At 63.4% G+C, this 25,209-nt stretch carries 28 protein-coding genes and 2 tRNA genes; 12 read left to right on the top strand and 18 right to left on the bottom strand.

What is annotated here, in order from left to right; all coding sequences use genetic code 11:
• From FJ039_09895 to pyrF, 4 genes are all read right to left on the bottom strand, one after another.
• On the bottom strand, positions 1–335 hold a 335-nt coding region (locus FJ039_09895), incomplete at its 3' end, for a hypothetical protein (GenBank protein MBM4406471.1).
• A gap of 14 nt (positions 336–349) precedes the next feature.
• Positions 350–565, bottom strand: a complete 216-nt coding sequence (locus FJ039_09890; GenBank protein MBM4406470.1) for an AtpZ/AtpI family protein — start codon at positions 563–565, stop codon at positions 350–352.
• 167 nt (positions 566–732) lie between these two features.
• A complete protein-coding gene (locus tag FJ039_09885) occupies positions 733–1,302 on the bottom strand; it encodes a bifunctional nuclease family protein (GenBank protein ID MBM4406469.1) in 570 nt (189 codons plus the stop codon).
• Between the two features lie 95 nt (positions 1,303–1,397).
• Entirely contained in the window at positions 1,398–2,195 is a 798-nt protein-coding gene (gene pyrF / locus FJ039_09880; protein ID MBM4406468.1) for an orotidine-5'-phosphate decarboxylase, read from the bottom strand.
• Between the two features lie 148 nt (positions 2,196–2,343).
• Here pyrF and aroC point away from each other — a divergent pair, with 148 nt between their 5' ends.
• The 4 genes from aroC (at position 2,344) to tgt (ending at position 7,271) form a co-directional block, all read left to right on the top strand.
• Positions 2,344–3,507 (top strand): chorismate synthase, encoded by a 1,164-nt coding sequence (gene aroC, locus FJ039_09875; protein ID MBM4406467.1) that lies wholly within the window; start codon positions 2,344–2,346, stop codon positions 3,505–3,507.
• 61 nt (positions 3,508–3,568) lie between these two features.
• Positions 3,569–5,284, top strand: coding sequence for a 3-dehydroquinate synthase (aroB, locus tag FJ039_09870; protein MBM4406466.1), 1,716 nt, complete (start codon positions 3,569–3,571; stop codon positions 5,282–5,284).
• Positions 5,285–5,676: 392 nt separating this feature from the next.
• Positions 5,677–6,090: a hypothetical protein gene (locus FJ039_09865; GenBank protein ID MBM4406465.1), complete on the top strand. Its 414-nt coding sequence runs from the start codon at positions 5,677–5,679 to the stop codon at positions 6,088–6,090.
• Positions 6,091–6,092: 2 nt separating this feature from the next.
• Complete coding sequence (gene tgt / locus FJ039_09860; GenBank protein MBM4406464.1) at positions 6,093–7,271, top strand: tRNA guanosine(34) transglycosylase Tgt; 1,179 nt, start codon at positions 6,093–6,095, stop codon at positions 7,269–7,271.
• A 7-nt stretch (positions 7,272–7,278) separates the two neighbouring features.
• Here tgt and FJ039_09855 read toward each other — a convergent pair whose 3' ends face one another.
• The 4 genes from FJ039_09855 to FJ039_09840 all read right to left on the bottom strand — a co-directional run bounded on the left by FJ039_09855 (position 7,279) and on the right by FJ039_09840 (position 10,291).
• The gene (locus FJ039_09855) at positions 7,279–8,304 is read right to left on the bottom strand and encodes a dienelactone hydrolase family protein (GenBank protein MBM4406463.1); all 1,026 of its coding nucleotides are present in this window, start codon (positions 8,302–8,304) and stop codon (positions 7,279–7,281) included.
• Between the two features lie 130 nt (positions 8,305–8,434).
• Complete coding sequence (locus FJ039_09850; GenBank protein MBM4406462.1) at positions 8,435–8,716, bottom strand: MoaD/ThiS family protein; 282 nt, start codon at positions 8,714–8,716, stop codon at positions 8,435–8,437.
• A 44-nt stretch (positions 8,717–8,760) separates the two neighbouring features.
• Complete coding sequence (locus FJ039_09845; GenBank protein MBM4406461.1) at positions 8,761–9,000, bottom strand: FeS-binding protein; 240 nt, start codon at positions 8,998–9,000, stop codon at positions 8,761–8,763.
• A 67-nt stretch (positions 9,001–9,067) separates the two neighbouring features.
• The gene (locus FJ039_09840; GenBank protein MBM4406460.1) at positions 9,068–10,291 is read right to left on the bottom strand and encodes a threonine synthase; all 1,224 of its coding nucleotides are present in this window, start codon (positions 10,289–10,291) and stop codon (positions 9,068–9,070) included.
• A 205-nt stretch (positions 10,292–10,496) separates the two neighbouring features.
• Here FJ039_09840 and FJ039_09835 point away from each other — a divergent pair, with 205 nt between their 5' ends.
• Positions 10,497–10,823, top strand: coding sequence for a DUF167 domain-containing protein (locus FJ039_09835; protein ID MBM4406459.1), 327 nt, complete (start codon positions 10,497–10,499; stop codon positions 10,821–10,823).
• Here the strand turns inward: FJ039_09835 and FJ039_09830 are convergent.
• From FJ039_09830 to FJ039_09820, 3 genes are read right to left on the bottom strand one after another with little or no spacing between them, the layout of a single operon-like run.
• Complete coding sequence (locus FJ039_09830) at positions 10,749–11,006, bottom strand: YggT family protein (protein ID MBM4406458.1); 258 nt, start codon at positions 11,004–11,006, stop codon at positions 10,749–10,751. The two genes, FJ039_09835 and FJ039_09830, sit on opposite strands and share 75 nt — an antisense overlap.
• Positions 11,006–11,815, bottom strand: coding sequence for a pyrroline-5-carboxylate reductase (locus FJ039_09825; GenBank protein ID MBM4406457.1), 810 nt, complete (start codon positions 11,813–11,815; stop codon positions 11,006–11,008). The genes FJ039_09830 and FJ039_09825 overlap by 1 nt, the downstream gene beginning before the upstream one ends.
• Positions 11,816–11,823: 8 nt before the next feature.
• Positions 11,824–12,489, bottom strand: a complete 666-nt coding sequence (locus FJ039_09820) for a YggS family pyridoxal phosphate-dependent enzyme (protein ID MBM4406456.1) — start codon at positions 12,487–12,489, stop codon at positions 11,824–11,826.
• Between the two features lie 32 nt (positions 12,490–12,521).
• On the opposite strand from FJ039_09820, the gene FJ039_09815 reads away from it, so the two are divergent.
• The 3 genes from FJ039_09815 to FJ039_09805 all read left to right on the top strand — a co-directional run bounded on the left by FJ039_09815 (position 12,522) and on the right by FJ039_09805 (position 14,730).
• Positions 12,522–12,596 (top strand) — tRNA-Arg (locus tag FJ039_09815).
• A gap of 90 nt (positions 12,597–12,686) precedes the next feature.
• Positions 12,687–14,420: a hypothetical protein gene (locus FJ039_09810; protein ID MBM4406455.1), complete on the top strand. Its 1,734-nt coding sequence runs from the start codon at positions 12,687–12,689 to the stop codon at positions 14,418–14,420.
• Positions 14,421–14,484: 64 nt separating this feature from the next.
• Complete coding sequence (locus tag FJ039_09805; protein ID MBM4406454.1) at positions 14,485–14,730, top strand: hypothetical protein; 246 nt, start codon at positions 14,485–14,487, stop codon at positions 14,728–14,730.
• Between the two features lie 3 nt (positions 14,731–14,733).
• Here the strand turns inward: FJ039_09805 and FJ039_09800 are convergent, their stop codons facing one another.
• The 4 genes from FJ039_09800 to FJ039_09785 are packed head-to-tail and all read right to left on the bottom strand — an operon-like array spanning position 14,734 to position 19,049.
• On the bottom strand, positions 14,734–15,903 hold the full coding sequence (locus FJ039_09800) for an acyl dehydratase (GenBank protein MBM4406453.1): 1,170 nt from the start codon (positions 15,901–15,903) through the stop codon (positions 14,734–14,736).
• Between the two features lie 50 nt (positions 15,904–15,953).
• The gene (locus FJ039_09795) at positions 15,954–17,303 is read right to left on the bottom strand and encodes a 4-hydroxybutyrate CoA transferase (GenBank protein ID MBM4406452.1); all 1,350 of its coding nucleotides are present in this window, start codon (positions 17,301–17,303) and stop codon (positions 15,954–15,956) included.
• A 20-nt stretch (positions 17,304–17,323) separates the two neighbouring features.
• A complete protein-coding gene (locus FJ039_09790) occupies positions 17,324–18,493 on the bottom strand; it encodes a hypothetical protein (protein ID MBM4406451.1) in 1,170 nt (389 codons plus the stop codon).
• A 22-nt stretch (positions 18,494–18,515) separates the two neighbouring features.
• A complete protein-coding gene (locus FJ039_09785; protein MBM4406450.1) occupies positions 18,516–19,049 on the bottom strand; it encodes a hypothetical protein in 534 nt (177 codons plus the stop codon).
• Here FJ039_09785 and FJ039_09780 point away from each other — a divergent pair.
• Positions 19,034–19,378, top strand: a complete 345-nt coding sequence (locus tag FJ039_09780) for a hypothetical protein (protein ID MBM4406449.1) — start codon at positions 19,034–19,036, stop codon at positions 19,376–19,378. The two genes, FJ039_09785 and FJ039_09780, sit on opposite strands and share 16 nt — an antisense overlap.
• Positions 19,378–20,553, top strand: a complete 1,176-nt coding sequence (locus FJ039_09775; protein MBM4406448.1) for an acyl-CoA dehydrogenase — start codon at positions 19,378–19,380, stop codon at positions 20,551–20,553. The genes FJ039_09780 and FJ039_09775 overlap by 1 nt, the downstream gene beginning before the upstream one ends.
• 377 nt (positions 20,554–20,930) lie before the next feature.
• Here FJ039_09775 and FJ039_09770 read toward each other — a convergent pair whose 3' ends face one another.
• Positions 20,931–21,686: a thiolase family protein gene (locus FJ039_09770; protein MBM4406447.1), complete on the bottom strand. Its 756-nt coding sequence runs from the start codon at positions 21,684–21,686 to the stop codon at positions 20,931–20,933.
• Positions 21,687–22,270: 584 nt separating this feature from the next.
• The gene (locus FJ039_09765) at positions 22,271–22,738 is read right to left on the bottom strand and encodes a GNAT family N-acetyltransferase (GenBank protein MBM4406446.1); all 468 of its coding nucleotides are present in this window, start codon (positions 22,736–22,738) and stop codon (positions 22,271–22,273) included.
• 98 nt (positions 22,739–22,836) lie between these two features.
• Between FJ039_09765 and FJ039_09760 the strand changes: the two genes are divergently transcribed.
• On the top strand, positions 22,837–23,547 hold the full coding sequence (locus tag FJ039_09760; protein MBM4406445.1) for a hypothetical protein: 711 nt from the start codon (positions 22,837–22,839) through the stop codon (positions 23,545–23,547).
• Positions 23,548–23,606: 59 nt separating this feature from the next.
• Here FJ039_09760 and FJ039_09755 read toward each other — a convergent pair whose 3' ends face one another.
• A complete protein-coding gene (locus tag FJ039_09755) occupies positions 23,607–24,647 on the bottom strand; it encodes an iron ABC transporter substrate-binding protein (GenBank protein ID MBM4406444.1) in 1,041 nt (346 codons plus the stop codon).
• Positions 24,648–24,857: 210 nt separating this feature from the next.
• Between FJ039_09755 and FJ039_09750 the strand changes: the two genes are divergently transcribed.
• Positions 24,858–24,934: transfer RNA gene (locus FJ039_09750), tRNA-Pro, on the top strand.
• Positions 24,935–25,209 lie beyond the last annotated feature (275 nt).

Raw genomic sequence — 25,209 nt, 5'->3', positions numbered from 1 at the left:
AGCGGAAGGAAGGTGTGCCCCCACTTGACGCCCGCCATGGACTCGGCGAGATCTCGGAGCCAGCCGATGAGGGATTCCACCAGGCCGTAGAGGCGGGAGGTGGGGACCAGTTTCATGCGGCGGACGGCGAGGAAGGCAATGAGGAGGACGAGGCCCATCGTGCACCAGGCGGCGATGAGGCTGTTGGTGATATCCCACTTGCCGAATATCTGATTGCCGACGGTCTCCGCGGCAAGCTGAACGTGGGCGATGGGAGAGTTGAGGAAGAGCCGGCCTAAAACGGTGGCGACCACAGCGAGCAAGACGAAGAGCCAGATTTTCTGCTTACTGCTCAACCCGAATCTCCCGGCTACTTGCCCTCGTCCAGCCTATCGGCTTGATACAAGGGCAACAGCAATTTGTAGAGTCCATAAAAACCGGCCGCTCCGCCAAGCGCCAACCCAATCAGGATAAAGAGCGGCTTTGTATCCAGCCATTTATCCAAAAAGTATCCTCCGACGACACCTCCAACGATGCACAGTCCGAAATACCACCCGAATCCCAGGAGCCGGAGGACATCAACCATCCGGATAAGTCTGGGCTCTTGACCCGGCGGGCGATTGGCCTTGTGCATTTTATCACAACTTCTTTTGCTGTCAACAAAGTTGAAGCAGGACGGTTGGACTAGGCGACGGCGCAGATTCTAGCAGAAGAACGGGCCGGAATGAACACCGGCAAAAAGAGAGGAACGCCTTACTTTTTGCCCTTGCTCTGGTCGTCTTCTCTGCCCAGGCCGCTAAGGTCCAAGCCCTCGATGAAGTTCTTGAAGGCGGACATCCGCTTCAGCTCTTCTTCGTCAACCACCTTGCCGGGGGTTTCGGCCAGCTTGGCCTCAGCCGCGGTGATGGGCTTGCCCGTCTCCTTATCCAAGAGGAGGCCGGCTTTGCTCATCACAGACTCATCGGCAAAGATGGGGGCTTTGACGCGGACGGCCAGGGCAAGAGCATCGCTGGGGCGCGAGTCAATCTCCATGGTCTGGCCATTGACGGTGAGGACGATCTTGGCGAAGAAGGTATCGTTCTGAAGATCGCTGACGACGATGCTGGTAACGATACCGCCCAGCTGGCCGATGAGGTTCTTGAGCAGATCATGGGTCAGGGGGCGAGGGACGGTGACATCCTGCAGTTTCACGGCAATGGCATCGGCCTCAGCAGGGCCGATCCAGATGGGGAGATAGCGGTCGGCCGACTTCTCCTTAAGGATGACGACGCGCTGGTAATTGACTAGGCTGACGCGGATGCTATCTATGGTCATTTCGATCATGGCGTGCGCCCCGGTGAGAGGGAGTCATGCCATTCTACGCCCGCGCCATACCCAGGTCAACGAAAGTGTGGCGATACACAAGGGCGGCGCAGGAGCTAGCGCCCGGCGGCGCGCTGGATATCGCCGCGCAGGCGCTCGGCGACTTTGCGCGAGGCCTGGGCGAAGTCCTTGCCCTTTGCGGCGTAGAGAGTTTCCCGGGAAGAGTTGACGATAATGCCGCCGCCGTTGGCATCGAGGCCGCCGCGGACGGAGGCGATGAGGTCGCCGCCTTGGGCGCCGATGCCGGGAAGGAGGAGCGGCATATCAGGGCAGAGTTCGCGGACGCGCTTCAGCTCAACGGGCTGGGTTGTCCCAGTGACAAGGCCGATGTTGCCCTTTAGGTTCCAGGCCTTGGCCTTAAGGGCCACCTGCTCAAAGAGCGGCCTGCCGCCGACAACGAGGTCCTGAAAATCGGCGCCACCTTTGTTAGAGGTGCGGCATAGGACAAGGACGCCTCTGTCCGTGTAGTCAATGAAGGGCTGAACGGAGTCAGAGCCCATATAAGGCGCGACGGTGGCGGCATCGAAACCCCAGACTTCGAAGACGGCTTTCGCATATGCGGCAGAGGTGTTGCCGATATCCCCGCGCTTACCATCGCCGATGGTGACCACGTCTTTGGGGATGACCTTGATCACTTGCTGGAGGGCTTTCCAGCCGTCTATGCCGAGGGCCTCATAGAAGGCGAGGTTGGGCTTATAGGCGCAGACGAGGTCTTTGGTCGCTTCGACGATCTCACAGAGGAAGGTGGCGACGGGCATCTCCGGCATCAGCTTGGGGTCCGGATCGAGGCCGATGCAGAGCATGGAGCCGTTGCGCCGGGCGGCTGAATGGAGCTTCTGAACGAAGGAGAACATCGGATAGAGATTATACCGCATGGGTTAACGGGGGCAGAAAGGTTCAAGGAGCAGGGAGCAAGGGTGAAGTCTCTGAACGAGTGGCGTTCTGCCGCCCCGTAGCCCAACAGGTATGCTAAACTTTCCAGGGTAATCCAAGGAGCGCATCGTGGGTCACTTACGCTATCTGACATCTGGAGAATCGCACGGGCAGGGATTGAACGCCATCGTGGAAGGCATCCCGGCCGGCGTCCCCCTTTCCGAGGCCTACCTGGCCAAGGACCTGGCGCGGCGGCAGAAGGGCTACGGGCGCGGCGGGCGGATGAAGATCGAGAAGGACGAGGCGAAGATACTCTCGGGCGTGCGCCACGGCGTGACCTTGGGCAGTCCCATCGCGCTGTGGATCCAGAACCGCGACTGGGAGAACTGGCAGACGCCGATGAGCATCACGCCCATCACGGCGGAGCTCAATCGCATCACGCGCCTGCGACCGGGCCACGCCGACCTGGCGGGCATCTTGAAATACAACCAGAAGGATGTGCGCAACATTCTGGAGCGCGCCAGCGCCCGCGAAACGGCGGCGCGGGTGGCGGCCGGAGGCATCGCGAAGCGATTCCTGGAGGAGTTCGGCATCGTCTTCCATTCGCACGTCCTCACCATCGCCGACGTAGCATCGCAGCCGAAGGGGCCCATTGACTGGCAGCGCGTTGAGCAATCGGAAGTGCGCTGCGCCGACCCGGAGGCGGAGGCGAAGATGATCAAGGTCATTGACGCGGCGAAAGAGGCCAAGGACACCGTCGGCGGCATCTTTGAAGTCATCGCCGAGGGGCTGCCGATCGGCCTTGGAAGCCACATCCATTGGGACAAGAAGCTCGATGGGCGCATCGCTCAGGCGCTGATGAGCATCCACGCCGTGAAGGGCGTGGAGATCGGAAGCGGCTTTGAGCAGACGCGGCTCTTCGGGTCGAAGGTGCATGACATCATCGAGCCGTGGGGGGGCGGCGGGCCGAAGTGGAAGCGGCGCTCCAACCAGGCGGGCGGGCTGGAAGGCGGGATGACGAACGGCCAGCCGGTGGTGGCGCGGGTGGCCATCAAGCCCATCTCCACGCTGGGGAAGCCGCTGCCATCCGTGGACTTTGAGACGGGCGAGGTGGTGCAGGCGCACTTTGAGCGGAGCGATGTCTGCCAGGTGCCGCCCGGCTGTATCGTAGGCGAGGCGATGCTGGCGCTGGTGCTGGCGGACGCCTTCCTGGAGAAGTTTGGGGGCGACCACCTGGACGAGACGCGGCGCAATCACGAGGGGTATATGAAGCAGACGGGGCAGGCACGGTAACGGAATACTCGGGGAGATAGTAGACCCGCTCGCTTCCCGGCGGTCCCGATGTGGAATCGGGATGAAGACAACCGTGAACGCTCCCCGAAGGTCCGGGGGCTTCGACAGGGTGACAGAGGGCGAGATGCCGAACAACATCATTCTTATCGGCTTTTCATTCACCGGCAAGACGCAGGTGGGCAAACGACTCGCCACGCGCCTAGGCTGGCCCTTCCTGGACACCGACGACATGGTGGAGAAGCGGTACGGGAAGCCTATTGACGAAATCTTCGCCACAAAGGGCGAGGCCTTCTTCCGCGAGCTGGAGCGCGAGGCGCTCATGCAGGCCTGCGGCCGCACGAACGTCGTTATCTCCACGGGCGGCGGCGCCATCATTGACCCGGGCAACCGCGAGCTGATGCGGAAATCCGGCGTGGTCATCTGCCTGGAGGCGCAGCCGGAGGCGATCCACCAGCGGATGCAGGAATCGGCGCGGCGCAACGCCTCCGAAAACGTGCGCCCCCTGCTGAAGACGGACAACCCCCTGGAGGCGATCAAGAACCTGAAGGAGCACCGCCAGGCCTATTACGGCGTGGCCGATTGGACAGTGCATACGGACAAGCTGAGCCAGCAAGAGGTCATCGAAGAGGCGCTGCGCGGTTACAACTACTCGCGGCGGGCGGCGCAGCCGACGCGGAGGGCGACGGCGGCCTCCTACACGGTGCATACCGGCAGCGCGACGTGCCACGGCTATGTGGGCTGGGGCATCCTGCGGGACCTGGGCAAGCGGATGCGCGAGGCGGGACTGAGCGGCACGGCCTTCGTCATCGCCGATTCCGCCGTCTGGAAGCTCTACGGCGGAACGGTCTCCGATTCGCTCTTCAACGATAAATTCACGATCCAGCACTTCGAGGCGCCGCCGGGAGAGGGGAGCAAGTCGCTGGCGATGGCGGAGAAGATCTACCGCTGGCTGGCCTCGCACAAGGCGGAGCGCAAGCACGCGATCGTGGCCCTCGGCGGCGGCGTCGCGGGCGACCTGGCGGGCTATGTGGCGGCGACGCATGTTCGCGGGATGCCGTGGGTAGGCGTGCCGACGACGATGCTGGCGATGGTGGACTCCTCCATCGGCGGCAAAACGGCGGTGAACCTGCCCGACGGGAAGAATCTGGTGGGAGCCTTCCACCAGCCGCGATTGGTCATGGCTGATACGCAGACGCTGACGACCCTGCCCAAGCGGGAGCTTATTTCAGGCTGGGCCGAAGTGGTAAAGCACGGCCTCATCTTGGACAAGGACCTCTTTGACTTTACCCGCGCCGAGACGAAGAAGCTTCTGGCGCTGGAGCCGAAGGTGACAACGGAGATCGTGCGGCTGAGCGCGGCGATCAAGGCGCGGGTGGTGAGCGAGGACGAGCGGGAGTCCGGCTCCGGGCCGCGTACGCTGTTGAACTACGGCCACACCATAGGCCACGCGCTGGAGACGGCGCTGAACTATGAGGGGCTGCTGCACGGAGAGGCGGTCTCCATCGGCATGATGGGGGAGGCGCACATCTCCCAGCGCATGGGCCTGCTGACGGCGGACGAGGTGAAGGAGCAGCGCGGGGCGCTGGAGGCCTTCGGCCTGCCGATGAAGTCGCCGCCGGTGGACGCGGCGGCGCTGCGGCGCGCGATGGCGCTGGACAAGAAGGTGGCGGACAAGCGCATCGCCTGGGTGCTGCTGCAGGGGCTGGGCCACGCCGTGGTGCGGAGCGACGTGCCGGAGGGGCTGGTGGAAGAGGCGATACGGGAAGTAGTTGGGTAGCTTTAGCCGCGTTTTTTCTGACTGCCATCCGCCACTTCCGTTATCCACTCGCACGGCACTAGACTGCCCGGCATGCCGGGCATCATCTTTGAGATTCCAGACAAAGACGGCGTGCCTGTTAGTCTCTCGGAGAGCACCCTTCTGCACATCAGGTGGCGTCATCCGGAGATGGACAATCACGCGTCCGCCATTCAGGAAGTCATCCGCGATCCCACATTGATTACACGCGACACTCCTGGCTCTCTTCATTTTTCCAGACTTGGAGCCACAAAGGGGAAATATCACTCCCTCTATCTGAATGTGGTGGTAAGATATAGCCTGAGCGATGAGGGAATCAAAGGTCAGGTGAAGACGGCTTACTTTAGATCAGTGCCGCCTAAAGGAGAACTCTTATGGATGAAGAGACCTTGAGGGCTAACGTACGAGCGGCTAACCGCAACTGGCTTGCCTCCGTTCAAAAGCAGACTTTCGAGATGGATTACGACGCGGGGGCCGATGTTCTCTACGCCTCGTTCGGTCCGCCACAGGAAGCCTTTTCCATGGACGCAGATAGCAACGGCTCAGTCCTGCTGCGAATCAAGCTAGACACCTACGAAATCGTCGGCTTTGACATCATCTCGCTCAAAGAGAACTTCCTTAAAAGCTCCAGAGAAGCTGAAATGGCATTCCGCCCGATCCTTGAGTCATTTGGGGACGGTGATTGGTTCGTCACTATCTCGCCGGCTTCCAAGGATACTCAAGCAATCTTCCGCCTCTTTATCCCTAAGCTCATCTCCGAAATGGCAGGCGATTTAGTCGCCGCCTGAGCATGCTCCGCTTCTCCCTCCTCTCTCCCTCTTCCTCCCGCGCACGCGCAGGCTTGCTAACCACGCCCCACGGCCAGGTACCGACGCCGGCTTTCATGCCCGTCGGCACGCAGGCGGCAGTGAAGGCGGTGACGCCGGAGGACCTGCGCGCGGCTGGCGCGACTATCGTCCTCTCCAACACCTACCACCTCTACCTGCGCCCTGGAGTGAAGCTCATCGAGCAGTTCGGCGGGCTGCATCGTTTCATGGGATGGGACGGGCCGATCCTCACGGATAGCGGCGGCTTCCAGGTCTTCAGCCTGGGCCATATGCGCAAGCTGACGGAGGAGGGCGCCACCTTCCGCTCCCACATAGACGGCTCGGAGCACCGGCTGACGCCGGAGCTGGCGGTGGCCTACCAAGAGGCACTTGGCAGCGATATCGCGATGGTGCTGGACCACTGTCCGGCCTACGGCGAATCGCCGGAGGCGATCGCGGAGGCGACGGAGCGGACGCACCGCTGGGCGGAGCGTTCGCTCAAGGCGCAGAGGCGGGGCGACCAGGCGCTCTTCGCCATCGTGCAAGGCGGGTGGTCGAGCGACCTGCGCAGAGAATCGGCGCGAAGGCTGGCGGGGATGGGCTTTCCCGGCTACGCCATCGGCGGGGTGAGCGTCGGCGAGCCGAAGGCGCTGGCTTACCGGGCCGTGGAGGATGCGGAGCCGCACCTGCCGAAGGAGAAGCCGCGCTACCTGATGGGCGTCGGCTCGCCGGAGGACCTGGTCCAGTGCATCGCGCGCGGCATAGATCTCTTCGATTGCGCCCTGCCGACTCGGGTGGCGCGCAACGGCAGCCTCTTCACCCGCCAGGGGCGCGTGAGCATCCGCAACGCGAAGCACCGCGATATGGATGCGCCCTTCGACGCCTCATGCGACTGCTATGCATGCAAGACCTTTTCGGCGGCCTATCTGCACCACCTCTTCAAGTCGGACGAGATCCTCTATCACCGCCTGGGGACGATCCACAACCTGCGCTTCATCCTGCGCCTGATGGAGGAGTCGCGCGCGGCGATCCTGGGCGGGACGTTCGACGCATTCGCCAGGGCCTTCCTGGACGGCTACAAGAGCACGGACGAAGAGACGCGCCTGGAGCAGAAGGGCAAGTGGGCGGCGGCGCGAGAGGCGCGCGGACTGCAGGAAGAGTAGTCCCGCGCTAGGAGCGCAGGTACTGCCGGAACCAGTCCAGCGTGTCTTTCCATGCAGTCGCGGCGGCGGTGGGATTGTAGGCGCCGCCCGTATCGTTGAAGAAGGCGTGGCCCGCGCCCTGGTAGACGTTCATCTTGTAGGTCTTGCCGCCGTCCTTCAGCGCCGTCTCCAGCTGGGGGATGCCCGCGTTGATGCGCGCGTCCGTCCCGCCATAGACGCCCAGGACGGCGGCGCGGATATTGGCGACTTCGCCGGCGGGCGGGCCGGAGCCGTAGAAGGGCGCGGCGGCCTTGATATCCGGGTTGCGCGCGCAGAGGAGCCAGACCATCCCTCCGCCGAAGCAGAAGCCCATCGCGCCGACACGATCGGCACGGACGTAGCTGAGGCTTTGCAGATACTTCACGCCGCCGTTCATGTCCTCCACCAGGCGCGCGGTGTTGGCATTGCCCAACGCGGCCTGGATGCGCGCCGCATCGGTGACGTTGGCGGTGCCGCCTTCCCGGGAGACGAGGTCAAGGGCGAGGGCAACATACCCCTCCTTAGCGAAGCGGCGCGCGACGTCCTGGAAGTGGTCGAGCATGCCGCGATTTTCGTGGATTACCAGGACGGCGGGGTATTGCCCGGCGGCCTTTGGGCGCGCCAGATAGCCCAAGAGCGTCACATCGGCGTTCTTGAAGGAGACGGCCCCAGCCTCGATGGCCGGATCGTTCGGGGAGACGGAGACGGCGCCGGTAGAGGGAGCAGTCGTCGGCGCGGGCGGGCGAGTGGCCGTGGGCGAAGGGGCCGCCGTTGCCGTGGGGGCAAGGGTCGGGGCTGTGGTATTCGTCGGCTGGGGGGCGCTGGTGGCCGTAGGGGCCGAAGTTGGCGCAGAGGCGTCATCGGAGGTGCAGCCCATGGTGACCGCCAGGGCTACTCCAGCGGCAAGGCTGCCTGTGAGGAGTGTGAGGCGGCGTATAAGCTCTTTGTAGGTGATGTGCCCTTCCTTGTACGCCTCCGCATTCTCTTCCGCGATGTACCGCCCCATGTAGCCCATAGGAGTCCCCTTTGCGCGCAGGATTGTCACGCTCGGCAGAGTATACGCCCGCGCGCAGCGCGAGGTTTCATCGAAAAAAGAAGGCCCCGCATGCGGGGCCTTCTGTATGCCGACTGGGAGGGCGCGAAGGTTAGCGCGAGCCGCCGGCCACGGCGGGGACGATGCTGACCTCGTCGCCATCCTTGATGGCGGTATCGAGGCCGCCCATGAAGCGCACGTCCTCCGTGTTCACGTAGATGTTCACGAAGCGGTGCAGCTCCCCGCTATTGTCCACGATGCGCGCCTTGACGCCTGGGAACTGCTTCTCCAGGTTGTTCAATACATCCTTCAGCGAGCCGCCTGGGACGTTGACAACGTCCGCGCCGTTGGTCACCCGGCGAAGGGGTGTGGGGATACGTACGATTGCGCTCATGCCTGCTCCTTATGCCGTTCGGCGATCGTGTAGTGTGATTCGAGCTAGCCCGCGATGATGTCCCCACCCAACGGGTCCACCCGGACGCCCTTGCTGCGGACCCAATCGAGCCCGCGCTTGATGTCCTTCTCGGCGCCCTCAAGCTCCAGGACGACCCAGCCCTGGACGTCCGAGACCTCGGCGCGGCGGATGTTGGTGATGACATCGAAAGTGATGCCCAACAGATAGATAACCGGCTCTTCGACCTTATCGGCGGGGAAGGTGAACTTTACCCTAGTCTTCATAAGAGCCTCCGCCCCGGTTCATAGTTTTCGCCATCATCATACTCACTCGGCCCCCTGATGGGAACTGCTATTTCGATTCGAGCGCCTTCTTGAAGGATGCGAGGGTCGGCTGGACCACCAGCGGGCGCACGGTATCCTCCACCACTTCCTGAGTCTTGAGGCCGTTGCCCGTCACATAGACCACCGTCAACTCCTTGGGTTTCAGGACGCCTGAGGCGGCAAGCCGCTTGAGGCCGGAGATGACGACGCCGGCCGCTGTTTCCGCGAAGATGCCTTCCGTCTCCGCCAGGAGCTTGATGCCCTCAATGACCTCCGGGTCCGTGACCGCAGTCGCGGAGCCGTGGGAGTCTTTGAGCACCTTGAGCGCGTAGAAACCATCGGCCGGGTTGCCGATGGCGAGGGACTTGGCGATAGTGTTCGGCTTCACGGGCTTCACATCCATCACGCCCTCGCTAAAGGCGGTCACCACCGGCGAGCAGCCCTGGGGCTGGACCATGTGGACGCGCGTCTGGACCTTGTCTATGAGGCCGATGTCCTTGAACTCGTTCAGGCCCTTCCAGACCTTGGTGAGGAGGGAGCCGGAGGCGACGGGGACGATGACGTTGTCCGGCGCGCGCCAGCCGAGCTGCTCGGCCACTTCATAGCCAAGGGTCTTGCTCCCTTCGGCGTAGAAGGGGCGGACGTTGATGTTCACGAAGGCCCATTTGAAGTTATCGGCCACTTCACTGCAGAGGCGGTTCACCTCATCGTAGTTGCCGTTCACCGCCACAACCGTGGGCCCATAAATGGAAGCGCCGACGATCTTGACCTTCTCCAGGTCGGCGGGGATGAAGACGAAGGACTTCATGCCAGCCTTGGCGGCGTGGGCGGCGACGCTGCCCGCCAGGTTCCCCGTGGAGGCGCAGGCCAGCACGTCAAAGCCCATCTGCCGCGCGACGGTGGAGGCGACGGCGACGACCCGGTCCTTGAAGGAGTAGGTCGGATTTACGCAGTCGTTCTTTATGTAAAGGTTTTCCAGCCCCAGCTTCCGGCCTAGATTTTCAGCCTTGACCAGTGGCGTCATACCGGCGTGCATATCTATGACGGGGCCGTCATCCACCGGGAGCAGTTCGCGGTAGCGCCACAGGTTGGCCGGCCCGCTCTTGATGCGTTCCCGGGTTAGGACTTTGCGGATGCCGTCGTAGTCGTAGACGACCTCCAGCGGCCCGAAGCACCATTCGCAGATGTTCGTCGGCTGCTTCTCATATTCCTTGCCGCATTCGCGGCATTTCAGCGCCTTCGCGAAAGCCATCGTACCCTCATCTCTCACTGGCCCCTTACAAAAAAGAAAGACCGCTTCTCACGAAGGGTCTTCAGAGGTCCGGGCCAGAGGCCAAGACCTTGTGCTAACACATCATGCAGGGGAAGGGGTGCGCGTCCACGAAGGGAATGATAGCCAACCCAGAGGAGAAATGTCAAGAAAATGGGGGGAGATGCGATTGCTAGGATAAGCGCCTATGCCCTTTGCCCGTATCACCATCAAGGCCCAGCCGGGAGCGCGCCGGAACGAGGTCGCGGGCTATCGCGGCGAGGCGCTGCTGGTGCGCGTCACAGCACCGCCGGAGGGCGGCAAGGCCAACGAGGCGATCATCGAGACGCTGGCAGAGGCGCTGGGAATCGCCAAGAGCAGCGTGACGCTGGTTCGCGGGGCGGCTTCCCGGCAGAAGGTAGTCCAGATCGAGGGGATAGCCGAAGCGACGGCGCGACGGCTACTCGACGCTGGTAGCCACGATGTACTGCAGGACGATAAGAATGATGATCGCCACCGTGGGCGTCAGGTCTAGCATGCCGAAGCGAGGGATGATGCGACGGAGCGGGGAGAGCACCGGCTCCGTGATGACGAAGAGGAACCTGCCCAATGGGCTGTTCTGGGAATTGGGAAACCAGGACATGAGTGAGCGGCCGATGATGGCAAAGGTCAGGACAAGGATCAGCGCCTGAAGCAGTCCGGCCAGCGATTCGTTCATTAGTGGTGTCCCTCTCGAAGGTCAACGGCCTTCTGGTATGCCGCCACCACCGCCTCATGCATGAGCGCGCGGAAGCCGCCGCCCTCCAGGACGCGCAGGGCCTCGGCCGTCGTTCCCCCGGGCGATGTGACCTGCTCCCGCAGGGAGGACGGCGACTTGCCTGACTGGGCGGCCATAACGCCGCTGCCCAGCACCGTCTGCACCGCCAGCTTGTGGGCCATCTCCCGCGTCATGCCCAGGTAGACGCCGGCATCCGTGATCGCCTCGATAAAGAGGAAGACGTAGGCGGGGCCGCTGCCGCTGATGGCCGTCGCGATGTCAATATACTTCTCCCCGGCGACCAAGACCTCTTCGCCGAGGGCGGCAAGGACCTGCCTCACCTGGGCCTTGCGCGCCTCGCTCACCTGGGGCGTGGCCGTCCACGCCGTTATGCCCACGCCGAACTGGCCCGGCGTGTTCGGCATGGAGCGCACGATGGCCTTGTGGCCGAGGCCGCTCGATATCTGCTCAATGGACGCTCCAGCGACGATGGAGAGGACGGCCTGCCCCTTGCTCAATCTGCCCTTCAGCCCGGCCAGCACCTCGTCCAGCTGCTGGGGTTTCACCGCCAGGACAACAACGTCCGCCTTCGGCAGGACGGCGGTATTTTTGTCCGTTACGGCGACGCCGTACCGCTTCTTGAGGTAATCGCGGCGCACGGCGACGATGTCACTCACGGTGACATCCTTAGCCGTCGCGACTTTTTTCTTGAGGAGGCCGGACAAGATGGCCTCCGCCATCGTTCCGCCGCCGACGAATCCTATGCGCACAGGCACTCCTACGTACTTCGTGGGCCGAAGATGGCGCGTCCGATGCGCACCATCGTCGCCCCCTCTTCTATCGCCACCTCAAAATCGTCCGTCATTCCCATCGAAAGCTCGGGCAGTCCGAACTGCCGGGCCAGTTCCCTGAGCCGCCGGAAGACCGGCCGCGCCTGCTCCGGGTCCTGCACCTGCGGGGCCATCGTCATCAGCCCACGGATGTCCAGGTTGGCGCACCGGGAGAGGGCATCCAGCGCTTGGGGCAATTCGCCCTCGCGGAGGCCGTGCTTCGTCGCCTCCCCTGCGATGTTGACCTCCAGCAGAACGGGCCGCCGCTCGTGAAATCGGCGGTCCAACACCTGGCCCAGGCGGATGGAGTCAACACTGTGGATTATAGCAAAGAGGCGCGCCGCAGCCGGAACCTTGTTCGTCTGCAGGTGGCCGACCATGTGCCAGGTGACGGAGTCACGAATGGCGGCCAGGGCCTCCATACGCCCTTCGGCATCCTGGACCCGGTTCTCGCCGAAGTGGCGTATCCCGGCACCGTAGGCGGCGCGCGCCTCCTCCGGAGCGGCCGACTTAGTAACGGCAATGAGGGTCACCGATCCAGGGGCGCGCCCCGCCCGGCGGGCGGCGGCCTCTATCCGGCGCTGGACGGTGCGGATGTTGGTGAGAATGGACATGCGCCGACTAGCATACTACGATGGGTGGGCGTGCCCCTGTAGCTCAGCGGATAGAGCACCGGCCTCCGAAGCCGGTGGCGAGAGTTCGATTCTCTCCAGGGGTACCATTCCCCATTTTCAGAAAGCCATCCTTGCCTTCCTGCATCTGAGCGCCTAGCATCGTCGTATCCGTTAGGCGGAGGTTGGTAAGCCTGCTGATGCGATCGCGCCTTGCCTTGTCTCTCCTCTTCTTCGTCGTGCTCATCATCACTGCCTGCGGCAGTGATGATGCCTCTCCAGCGCCAGCGCAGGAGCCTAGCGCGCAGCCTCCCGCTTCGCCTGTGGCCACGCCAGCCAGGAGGCCCACGCCGACGGAGATCCCCAAGCTGGGCGGCATCCTCCTCCTGGCCAATCGCGGCGACCCGCCCTCCGGCTTCGATCCCATGCGCACCAGCAGCATTGCCCTCCATCACCCCGGCGGGGCGCTCTTCGGCCCCGGCAACCTGGTGATGCGCTGCCGCGAAAACATGTACCTCATCTGCCCAGGGCTTGCGAAGAGCTGGATCGCGAATCCGGGCTTCACGGAATGGACCTTCTCCATCCGCCCGGGCGTCTTGTGGCATGACGGCGCGCCATTCACCGCCCAGGACACCAAGTTCTGGTTGGATATGGCCTTCTTCGGCCTCCAGGGCGGGGCCCGCCCGCCCGCATACTTCAAGGGCGAGCTGGGCGATATCAAGAAAGTCGAGGTTCTTTCCGGCGAACGGGTCAAGGTGACCTTCGGCGAGCGGTATGTGCCCTTTGTGGAGGCTCTGGCCAACCCGCGCCTCAAGATCGCGCACCCGAAGCACCTGATGGAGCCTCGCATCGCCCAGGGCACCGCCGATGTCAGCCCTATCACCATAAACCTGGTGGGCGCTGGGCCGTTCAAGAGCGAAAGCTATAAGAGCGGCAGCATCGTCTCCGTGCGCCGCTTCGAGAAGTACTGGGAGCGCGATAGCGGCGGCAAGGCGCTCCCACGCTTGGACGGCATTGACTTCCTCATTATGACGGAGCCGACGGTGATGGACGCCGCCTTCCGCACCGGGCGGCTCCACGGGGGCGCGCGCGGCGAAGGCCATTACCTCTCCGTCATACGGAGAGGGCAGTACATCCAGGACATCGGCCCAAAGACGTACTTCGCACAGATGGAAGGCGGCATGTACCGGCTGGCCTTCAACGTCCTCAAGCCTGGGCCGTGGCAAGATGCCCGGGTGCGCCGCGCCATGGCGCTCTGGTTTGATAAACAGGCCGCCATCCCCGTCGTCCTCGGCGATCTTGGGTGGACGGCGCCCAGCCTAGGGCTGGTCAACCCGTTCCAGAAAAAGAACTTCCTCAACTGGCCCCGTTTTGATCCGGAACCTCTGGAGCAGAAGCGTGCCGAGGCCAAGCGGCTCCTGGCGGAGGCAGGCTACCCCAGCGGTTTCGCCATCGGCCATCTCTGCCGCGCCCTATCGCCCGTCCGCTGTGAATTCCTCAAAGACCATCTCTCCGGCCTCGGCATTAATCTCCAGCTGGCCATCGTGGATGAAGGGGCGTGGAACCGCGAGCGCATCACTGCCCGGCACGATAGCCAGGAGGGCGCGGCGACGCCCTCGCCCGTGCCGGAGGGAACGGAGTCCGTCTACGGGCGCTTCAGCGAAAACCCGGATGCCTACGCGAAGCATGAGGACAAGGCCGTGGACGCCCTCTACCACCGCCTTCGCGAATCCCTCTCCCTGGAACAGCGCATCGCCGTGTGGCGCGAGCTGGAGCGCTACCTATACGTGGAGAGGACGTACATCATCCCCATCGCAGTCGCGATACAGGTGGTACCCTACCGCACGGCAGTGAAGGGCCTGGCGATACCGACGGAGGACGGCCACACCAACACTGACTTTGCAACAGTCTGGCTCGATAAGTCGTTACTGTGACAAGAGGAGCGCAACCACCATAGGGTCCGGCATAGACATCGATTGGGATGACAAAGAATACATCGTGACCATGCAGTTAAGCGGCGCGAATAGGGAGAACCTCATCATCAAGGGCCAAGACCAGACGCTGGACGTCTACGTGGTGCGCGATAAGGCCAAGCTCAAGCTGGACGCCGATGGCGACCCCGAGGTAGACGCCAATCTGATGTACTACAAATCGGCGGTCCTGCCCGGCAAGGCCGATTTTACCAAGGCCACGGCCAACTTCCTGGGCGGTCTGCTGGAAGTCCGCATGCCGAAGCTTCCGTAGAGGCTACTTCAGCCGCTTCTCCAGGGGCCAGTATTTCTTCTCCCGGGAAGGCAGGACGACGGTCCCGCGCCCCGGCATCACGTTTTCGCCGCGCTGGTTGATCGCCCACGCCTCGATGTCCACACACGGCTCGCCGTCGGCGTCTCTGTACTTCTTCGTCACCTTGCCGCCGAACTTCACCGCGTCTGAGAGATAGACGAACTTCCGGTACTCGCCGTAGTTCTTCTTCAGCCAGCCGTCATCGCCCATCCAGTTGGTGAAGAGGTTGAGATGCCAGGCATGGCGCTCGGCCCCGGCATCGTACGGGTAGGGCAGTCCGGCGGAGGCGGCGGCCTGCTTGTTGTAGTGGACGCTATAGACCGGCTCCCACGCGCCCGTGTCCGGGTCGCGGAAGGCCCAGGCCGGGTGACGCTTGTACTCGCGCAGCGCCGCGCCGTGGGCCAGCACCTGGACCGGCGCAGAGCCGATGCAGTAGGCGACGATGTCCGTTAAGCCCAGGGGGCCTTTCGTCACCGGCTCCAGCTCTTGCCCAACCTTCACATCCTCCCAGTAGCGCGGCTCGGCCCCTCGCGGCTTCTCCGCAAGCACATCCTTCTCCACTTTCTGCAATTCCTGTTCAGACCACGGATGCGGCAGGGTGATGCCCTTGTACTTGCCCTTCTTGCGCGCCGCCGGACGCTCCGCGCGGACAAGCCACGTCTTGGCCTTGGAGACCAGCTCGCCCCGCTGGTTGATGAACTTGGCCTCCTGGTACTCCATGATGAACTTGCCCGCGAACTCGCTCTGCTTCTCCTCGAACCCGGTGAAGGTCGCCTCCGGCGTGATCTTGTCCCCCGAGAAGATGGGCTTGTAGAACTCCCAGTCGTTGCCGGAGTGGAAGGCATGGACGCCGGGGAGGCCCTGCAAGACCCACGTGGGGTAGACGCTGTAGACCCAGCTGATGGGCGCGACGAGCCGCTTGTAGCGCGTCTCCTTGGCATACTCCTCGTCACGAAAGAGGGGATTCGTATCGCCGATGCCGTTGACGAACTTGCGGATAGCTTCGGGCGTGACGTGCTCGTTGAAGACGTTGGAGACGCGCAGCTTCATGCCGACGCGCTCGCGGAAGACCATGAGCGCCGCTTCGTCTATGCGCCCCTCGGCAAGGACCTTGGACTCAGATTGCTTGGACATGGCTTACCTCTGCTTTTCCCATGGGCGATGTTTAGAATCGCCCCAGATGATTATGGCCAATAGAGTCTCTTTGCCGCGGCGCGCAGCTCCTGGCGGAAGTCCGGGTGGGCGATCGCGATAAGCGCCTCCGCCCGCCCGCGCTGGCTCCTGCCTCGCAGATCGGCGATGCCGTGCTCCGTCACCACGTAGTGCGCCAATGTGCGCGGCACGGTGACGATGCTTCCCTGGGCGTGGGCGGCGGTGATGCGCGAGACCTTCCCATCCTTTGCCGTGGAGGGCATCACGCAGATATACCGCCCACCCTTGGAGAGGTTCGCCCCGGTGGCGAAGGCCAGGTGCCCGCCGCTGCCGCTCACCATCGTCGGACCCAGGGATTCGGCGGCGATCTGGCCCGTGAGGTCCACGGCAACGGCGCTGTTGATGGCGACCATGTTGTCATGAGAGGAGATGACACGTGGATCGAGGATATATGCGGCGGGATACAGCTCAAAGAGAGAGTTGCCATTCACAAAGCGCATGTCTTCGATGTCGCCGCCGCCAACGGCCGTGCAGACCACCTTCCCGGCATGCCGCGTCTTGCGCTTGCCGGTGATGACACCCTTCCGCACCAGCTTGATGATGCCGTTGGGTGTGGTCTCGGAGTGCCAGCCAAGGTCGCTCTTGCCGTCCAAGACGCCGAGGCGCGCCACCCATTCGGAGGTGCTCCCCACGCCGATCTGCAGCGTATCGCCGTCCCGGATCAAGCTCGCCACATGCCGCCCTATCTCCTGCTCTGCCTGCTCCGGCTCCGCCTGCTTGCGGCCAAGGAGATCGGTGGCTCCAGGGGCGCGTCCCGTAGTGGCGTGGGGCACAAAGTAATCGATCTCGGAGACATGGATGGCGTTCTCCCCGCCGGTGCGGATAAGACGGTCGTTCACCTCGGCCAGGACCACCTTCGCGCTCATCACCTCGGCCTTCTTGTTCCAGAGCGACGCGCCGAAGCTGCATTTCCCCTGCTCGTCAGGCGGCGAAAGCTCCACCAGCGCCACGTCCGCAGGGCGGTCGAACGGCCCGTACTCCACGCGCAGCGTCTGGACGTTGTAATCGGCGCGGCGCTGGGCCACCATCTCCCGCACCACGGGAAGGATGTAGCCGACCTCTATCGTGAAGTTCTGCTCAAAGCCCTCGTCGTACCAGCCGAAGTCTCGGCTGGGCGTGGGGAGAAAGAGCGTCACGCCTCGCAGATCCGGGGCGCGCGCCAATAGGGCGAGCGAAAGGGCCGTCGGCTCGTTGCCGGTGGTAAAGGCCACGCGGTGGCCCGACTTGATAATGGCGACGGCCTGTTCGGGCGTCACCGTGCGCGTTCGGTAGTATTCACGCCAATCGTTCATGGAGCGTTCCGCGATGAGACGGGTGGGCACATTGTAGTCCAGCGGAAGGGCTAGAGGCCCAATCCCCGTTTTGCAATCACGTTGCGCATGATTTCAGAGGTCCCGCCTCCGATGGTGATGGCCCGCTGGGCGCGGTAAAGCATCTGCGGCTTCCCGCGGAGCGGCGCACGCGGCGACCCCTCTTCAAGCTGGCCCTGGAGGCCGAAGAGGCTCATCGCCGCATCAGCGAGACGCTGGGTCATCTCGCTGACGAAGAGCTTTGAGATCGCCGTCTCGTAGGAGACCGGCAGGTTGCGCTCCTGGCGATAGGCGATGCGGTAGCAAAGGAGGCGCGAGACCTTGAGCTCAACAGCGATCTGAGCCAATCGCGCGCGGGTCTGCGGGGTGAGGGAGCGCTTCCGACTATCGCGGCGACCCTCCACCACATCGAGCATCTCATCGTAGTACTGCTGGGCCATCACCGAGTGGTTGACGAAGGTGCGCTCCACCGTGAGGGTGTGGGAGGCCACACGCCAGCCCTGGTCTTTCTGCCCGAGGAGGCAGTCCTTGGGCACGATAACGTTGTCCAGAAAGACTTCATTGAAGACGTGGGCGTTGCACATGTTGACGACCGGCCGGACGACGATGCCGGGGAGCGAAAGATCGAGCAGCAGGTAGCTGATGCCGGCGTGCCTGGGCGCGCTCGGGTTCGTGCGCACAAGCGTCCCAGCCCACTGGGCCTTGTGGGCCCGATTCCAGACTTTGATGCCGCTGACGCGGAAGTGATCGCCCTCGTCCACGGCCTTTGTCTGGATGCCCGCAAGGTCCGAGCCGGTATCGGGCTCGCTGAAGAGCTGAGCCCAAATCACATCGCCCCTCGCGATGGGGGGCAGAAAGCGGCGTTTCTGATCCGGTGTGGCGTGGGTGATGATGGAGGGGCCCATGCGGTTGATGCCGGTGGTATAGAGCCCCAAGGGCATCTTATGGTAGGCCAGCTCCTCCTGGAAGATCGTCTGGCGCATGGGGCCCCAGCCCCGGCCGCCGTATTCCACGGGCCACGAGTTGCAGAGCCAGCCTCGGTCAGCTAGCTGGCGGATGACGCCGCGCAGCATCTCTTCCCGGGAGTCGCCGTCGTCAAAGCTGGCAAGCCCTTCCATCCAGCCCTGGGGCAGGTTCTCGCGGAAGAAGCGGCGCAGGTCTCTACGGAAGGCGATATCGTCTGGTGACCAATGGAAGTCCATAGTCGCGAGCGCCGGTGGCCGGCTAGATGGCACCCTCACTGCGCAGCGCGGCGATCTCCTCCCAAGAATAGCCGAATTCGAGGAGGACTTCTTCCGTGTGCTGGCCGAACTGCGGCGCAGCGAAGCGGATCTCCCCGGGAGTCGCGCTCAACTTGGCCGGGATGCCCACCTGTTTCATCGCACCGTGAATCGGGTGGCTCACCGTGGCGGTGTAGTCGTTCGCAATCACTTGCGGGTCGCGCGCCAAGTCCGTGTAGTCCTGCACGGGGGCGCAGAGGACGCCTTCCGCTTTGAAGAGCTTCAGGCAGTCGTCGCGCTTCCTCACGGCGAACCAGCCGTCAAGGAGCTCGATGAGGGCGCGGCCGTTCTGCGCGCGCGCATCAAGGGTCGCGAAGCGGGCATCACTCACCAGGCGCGGCATGCCGATCACGACACAGATGCTTGCCCAATAGCGATCGGGCTGGACCGCGCCGAGCGATAGCCACTTGCCGTCCGCACAGCGGTAGACGTTGTAGAGGGGATTGGTGGACTTGAGCCGATCTGCAGGGCGGTGCATCGGGCGGCCGCCTCGCCGCCCGCTACACCGCAAAGGCCTTCTCCACGGAGGCCCAGCGCATCGGCTTCCCCTGGACCATCGTCCGAGCCTCCTCCGATCTCCTCAATGACCCCCATTTCAAAGCCCGCAAATTCTTCGTCCAAGTCCCTCACCCGGAGCTCGGCAAGCGCTTCACCTACCCAGGCGCGCCCTACGCCATGCGCGGCACCCCTTGGCGCATCCGACGCCGCGCCCCCCTCCTCGGCGAAGACAACATCGCCGTCTACCACCGCGAGCTTGGGATCAGCCTCAAGCGCATCAAGGCCCTCGCCGCCGCTGGAGTCATCTGATGGATTTCCGCCTTAGCCCGGAAGACGAAGCCTTCCGCCGGGAAGTGCGCCAGTTCCTCGAGGAGAATCTCCCTCCCGATTGGAGCGCCACCTTCGGCGATGAAAGCTCGGACTACGATGCCGTGGATGCCCGGATGCGCAAGGCCCTGGTGAAAAAGGGCTGGATGACCCTCGCCTGGCCCAAGGAATACGGCGGCATGGGCGCCTCCCACATGAAACAGATGGTCTTCAATGAAGAGCTCGCCTATTCCGGCGCCCCCGGCCGCGATCGCCAGGGCCTCGGCCTCGTCGGCCCCTGCCTCATCGTTCACGGAACGGAAGAGCAGAAGCGCGAGCACCTGCCCAAGATCGCCAGGGGCGAAGTCCTTTGGTGCCAGGGCTTCAGCGAGCCCGGCGCAGGCTCCGATCTCGCCTCACTCCAGACCAAGGCCGTCCGCGATGGCGACGACTACATCATCAACGGCTCCAAGATTTGGACCAGCTACGCCCACCGCGCCGACTGGATGCACATCCTCACCCGCACCGACCCCTCCTCTCCAAAGCACAAAGGCATCAGCTACTTCCTCCTCGATATGAAGACCCCTGGCATAGAAGTGCGCCCCCTCCTCAACATGACGGGTCGGCGCGGATTCAACCAAGTCTTCTTCACCAACGTCCGCGTTCCTGCCCACAACATCCTCGGCCAGGAGAACCGGGGCTGGTACGTCGCCACCACCACCTTGGACTTCGAGCGCTCCGGTATCAACTTCTCTGCCCAGCTCCGCCGCATGCTGGAAGACTTCACCGCCTCCCTCAAGAGCCTGCCGCCCTCCAGCCCCTCCTCCCTCACCCACAGCCGCGTCCGGCTTCGCCTCGCCGAGCTCTCCATCGCCATCCTCGTCGGCCGCAACCTCTCCTACCGCGTCGTCTCCATGCAAAGCAAGGGCCGGATCCCCAACATGGAGGCCTCCATGAGCAAGCTCTACAGCACAGAGCTCACCCAGTACGTCTCCCGCGGCCTCATGGACATCCTGGGCCTCTCCGGCCAGCTCCTCCAAGGACCTCGCGCCCCCTTCGGCGGCCGCGCCCCCATGCAATACATGGGCAACATGGCCCAGACCATCGGCGGCGGCACCTCGGAAGTCCAGCGCAACGTCATCGCCCAGCGCGGCCTCGGCCTCCCCCGCGATAGCTAACCCCCTCTTACCCTGCGAAGCGGCGATGCCTAATCGCCACGACGAACGGGCCTACGCCATCCGGGTTGCCTCGCAACCCCATCCTATCGGGTGCATCACTGCGCCCTTACCCTCTCCCAGCTTCCCAGCGCACCTCGGGAAGCGTCCGGGAGAGGGCCAGGGAGAGGTCTCCGAAATCCCTTCTTTCCCTCTCGTACGCACGCCATTCCAATGGCGACTGCTCATTCTTATAGCTGTGCTCGGCTCCGAGCAACGAGAGGGCACTCGCAGGTCGAGTCTTCGAGACCCCGATGCCGCATCGGGGGAGAGGTCTCTCCCCTGAGTTGCCAAGCAACCCAAAGCCCCCATACGGGCGGATGGCTCCGCGCACCCTCGAGCTACTGCCCCCGCAGCACGCACGTGCTGGACATCGTCTCCATGCCCCAGCCCAGGCACGCCGCGATCTTCGCCCGCTTCGCCTGGCGGCATCCCTTCGTGCGGTCGTACGTGTGGATCCCCTCTCGCCAGCGCGGGCACAAATCGTCCGCCCGGTGGCGCAGCTGCCGCACATTCTCGATCACCATGCTGATGCCGTGCGTATACCCCTCCGAGAGATGCCCTCCCGAAAGGTTGTTCGGCCGCCGCCCGTCAATCATGATGTTCCCCTCGGCGATGTACGCCGCCGCCTCTCCTCTGGGCGCGAAGCCGTACGCCTCCAGCTGGATCAGCGTCGTGAACGTGAACGCATCGTACGAAGACGTGATGTCCACATCCTCCGGCCCGATGCCGGACATCCCGAACATCCTGTTGCGCCCGTAGAAGCCGGCGACCTCGTGGATCACATCCCGGCTGTAATTCCAGGAAGGCGTCGGCGCCATCACCCGGGCCGTTCCGCCCATGATAAAGACCGGCGGGTGCCGCAGGTCGTAGGCCCGCTCCCGTGAGGTCACGATAAGCGCCGCCGCCACGTCCGTCTCCAAGCAGCAGTCCAACAGGCGGAACGGCTTCGAGACCCATCGCGAGGAGAGATAGTCCTCCATCGTGATCGGCGATTTCATGATGGACTTCGGGTTCAGCAGCGCGTGCCGACGGTGCGTGATCGCGATCTTCCCCAAAGTCTCCGGCGTCACGTTGTAATCGTGCAGATACCGCATGCAGCTCATCCCGAACCGCTGCGCCGGCGTCGTGAACCCCCGAGATGTTCGCCAGTCCCCCGGCTCCCGAGATCGGCATCGCCATCGCGGGCCCGCCCACAGCCTGGCCGCCCATGCGCCGTCCGGAGCGGCCGTTCATGGAGCGGTAGCAGACCACATAGTTGCAGTACCCGCCCTCCAGGAGGCCCACCGCGTGGGCGATCAGCGCCTCGATGCTGGAGCCGCCGCCCATGATGTCCACCTGGTAGTTGAGCCGCATCCCCAGCGCCGTGCCGATGTCCATCCCCCCGGTGGAGTCCATCGCCGAATAGCTCGTGATGCCGTCCACCTGGTGCGGGTGCAGCCCGGCGTCGTCGCATGCCTTCTTGATCGCCTCCAGCGCCATGGAAAACGTGGTGCGGTTGGAGGGGCGCATGTGCGCCGTCTCCCCAACGCCCACGATGCAATACTTGTCCGTAAGTGGTCCCATCGAACAACCTCCTGATGTGCGTGGCGCCGTCCGCCTGTGCGATCAAACGCGCGCAGGATGCCACATGCAAGAGGCCTTTGCAATGAATCCGCGCCGCCTTCCCTGCGAACGACCCCTACGCCTTCAACAGCCGCTTCTCCATGTGCAGGGCATCGTCGCCCGCATAGTAGTCCGCGACGGTCTTCGTAACCGCGTAGCCTCGCCGTTCGTAAAAGGCCACCGCCGCCGCATTCTTTCGTCGCACCTCAAGCACGATGCGCTCTTTGCCCTTCGCCGCCGCCTCCTCCTCACACGCCGCCAGCAGCAGCGTCCCCAATCCCGCCTCGCGGTGTTCCGGTGCCGTGACGATGGAGTAGAGGTGCCCTACCCGGGAGTTCCTGCGCCATCCCATGATTGCCGAACCGGCCACGATTCGCTCGCGCTCGTACACGAAAAGGCTGAAGTTCACTGGCCGCTGCAAGTAATACCGATACTGCCGCCGCGAATACCGGTCCTCCGGAAAACCCGCCGCTTCAAGCTGCACCAGCTCCGCCAGGTCGGCCATCGTCGCCGGGCGCACACGGCCTCTCCCTTGCTTCGTCATAGCGCGATTTTATCCCCGCAATCCCTTACACACAACGCCGGACGCCCTGCGCATCCCCGACCCTATAATGCGCCGCACCACCACCTTCGGAGGCGGCTATGCTCTATATCCACGAGACCCATCACTGCATCGGCGGCCAGGTGGAGCCCTTCCTCCATTCCCTCAGGCACGAATGGAAACCCCTCATCGAAGCGAGCGGCGCCGCCCGGCTCCTCTGGGTCTGGCATCACGCCCACGGCGCAGGCCCCAGCTATCGCGTCATCACCCTCACCCAGGTCAGCGATTGGCAATCCTGGGGCGAAATCGTGGACGCCTACCAGCGCAAAGGCCGCGATCTCCATGACTGGTACGAGTCAGCCTGGAAATACCGCCGCAAAGTTGACGGCAAAGTGATGACGCCCGTCGAATGGTCGCCTATCCCCAAAGCGCCGCCGAAGAACGCCAAGGCCGATCACCCTCCCGCCGTCTACCTCCACGATGTCGCCTTCCCCTATCCCGGCAAGGTCCAGCAGTACATCGAGACCCTGGGTCGCGTCTACTTCCCCAAGCTCCAGGGGCGCGGCATGCTCTCCATGGAGCTCTGCCTCCGCGTCGCCCCCGGCGCAGGTGACGTCCACGAAGTCGTCCTCGTCCAAAAGGTCCACGATCTCGATCGCTTCGCAGGCCTCCTCTTCAAAGGCGATTCCGGCGCGCCGCCCAAGAAACCCTCCCTCGGCAAAGGCGAAGACTGGATGACCGAAGGCCTCAAGGTCCGCGACCAGTGGGACAGCCGGCTTTTCCGCACCGTCCCCTGGTCGCCCCTCTCCTAACCAAAGAAAAAGCCCTCCGGCGCTATGCCGGAGGGCTTTTCGTCATCCTCGCATCTCGTCTAACTTAAGACGCCCACGCGGCGCATCAGGACCAGAGTCGCCTCAAGGTCCTCTAAACGGCTCAGGTCTACTTGCGGCGGGCGCAGCGTGGCGATCGGTGGGACTCCGGGCGGTTGCGGCACGCCACTCACCAGGGGAAACTCGTTCGTCCTGAGCGCAAAATAGGTTTGCCCCTCGCCGCTCAGAAGATACTCCAAGAATCGCGCCGCCTCCTCCTTGTGCTTCGCCCCCTTCAAGATGCCCGCGCCTGCCACGTTCACCAACCCGCCGATGTCATCGCTATAGTATTGATTCGCGGCATTATAGCTCGGACCTTTCTGAGCGATGAGCGCATGCAGGTAATAGTGGTTCACAAAGCCAACCTCCACCTCGCCCGAAGCCACTGCCTCCACAACAGACGTGTTGTTCCCATACGCCTTCGGGTTATTCGCCTTGATGCCCTCCAGCCAAGCCTGAGCCGCCGCATCGCCTCTGCTCACCCGCAGGGCCGTCACGAACGCCTGCAGCGAAGCATTCGTCGGCGCCCATCCGATCTTCCCTTTCCACTTCGGGTCCGTGAAGTCGAGGATTGACTTGGGCAAGTCTCGCTCCGGGACGATCTTCTGCTTGTTATAGACCACCACGCGTACACGGCCTGTTGTGCCGACCCACTCACCCTTTGCCGAACGATACTTCGGGTCAACCCGGTCCAGTAGGCCCTTGTCCAGGGCCTGTAGGCGGCCTGCCTTGGAAACGGCGCCCAAACCCCCGACATCCTGAAGGAAGACAACGTCGGCGGGCGAATTCCCGCCCTCTTCCAGGATCTGCGCCGCGATCGCCGCTGTCGAACCGTAGCGCACCTGCACCTTGATCCCGGTCTGCTTCTCAAACGCTTCGATCGCCGCGCCCACCAGTGCCTCTTCGCGACCCGAATAGACCACCAGCGTCTTCTCACCGCCGTCGTCATCGCCGCTGCACGCCGCCAGCGCACCTGCCGCCGCCGCCATCAGCACAACCAGCAGAAAGACCTTCTGCTTGAGGAACCGTTGAACCAGACTCATGAATGGGTACTCCTTCGGACTGACGTCACTATGGTGATATTGAATCAGTCACTACGTATATACATAGTTCTCAGCTATGAGTATACAATAAGCCGTCAACCCGATGTGAATCACAGGGTGCGGAGTGAGGATTCGCCGAAGGTGGCCCTGGCATCGTCAGGCGGCAAGGCCCTACCGTGTATACTATCCGTTGGCCGGAGGACGGATGATCGGGATGTAGCGCAGTCCGGCAGCGCACCTGGTTTGGGACCAGGGGGCCCCGAGTTCAAATCTCGGCATCCCGACCACGAACATCAAAAGACCGCCGTTTTCGGCGGTCTTTTTGTTTGCAGTAGCTGCCCTACCTAGTTATCTTATGTTGAGTTGAATGGCCTTCGTGGACGAAACCCAGATCCCTTAGGCTCGAGTTCAACTTGCAGCGCTAGGTTTGGATAGACGGGGGGTCGGACAGAGGTGGTTCCGGAAAACTAGACAGCGGGGATAAGTGGAATCGCTGCCTGAAGATGGCATGATGAGGCCATCGGAACAAGGAGCGAGAGATGAGCAGACGTCCCCGTCGGAA

The organism is Chloroflexota bacterium, assembly GCA_016875535.1.
Classification (GTDB): Bacteria; Chloroflexota; Dehalococcoidia; order SHYB01; family SHYB01; genus VGPF01.
Note: the sequence above shows the minus strand (reverse complement) of the source record. Positions and strands in the feature narration are given on the sequence as shown.